At 43.2% G+C, this 280-nt stretch carries 1 protein-coding gene; it reads left to right on the top strand.

Annotated features, from left to right (window positions below; all coding sequences use genetic code 11):
* Positions 1-67: 67 nt before the first annotated feature.
* Positions 68-280, top strand: a 213-nt coding sequence (locus tag V3391_RS17755; protein WP_332079776.1) for a LysE family translocator, incomplete at its 3' end; no start/stop codon positions are given.

Genomic DNA, 280 nt, shown 5'->3' on the forward strand with positions numbered 1-280 from the left:
TTTTTACAAGCACTACCGAATAAGAATCACGACAATAGCTCATATCCACTATGTTTTGAGATGTGTTATGAATGAATCGACTATCCTTTTAACGCTTGCCAGTATCCACTTCATTGCCTTAATGAGCCCAGGTCCGGATTTTGCGCTTGTGGTACAAAATGCCACCCGTCATGGCCGTCAAACTGGCTTATACATTGCGCTTGGCTTATCAGTCGGTATTTTGCTGCATTCTTTATTCAGCATAACGGGGGTGAGCTATTTAGTTCACCAGCATCCTCTG

It is taken from the genome of Luteimonas flava, from assembly GCF_036584485.1.
In the GTDB taxonomy this organism is placed as follows: Bacteria; Pseudomonadota; Gammaproteobacteria; order Xanthomonadales; family Xanthomonadaceae; genus Luteimonas; species Luteimonas flava.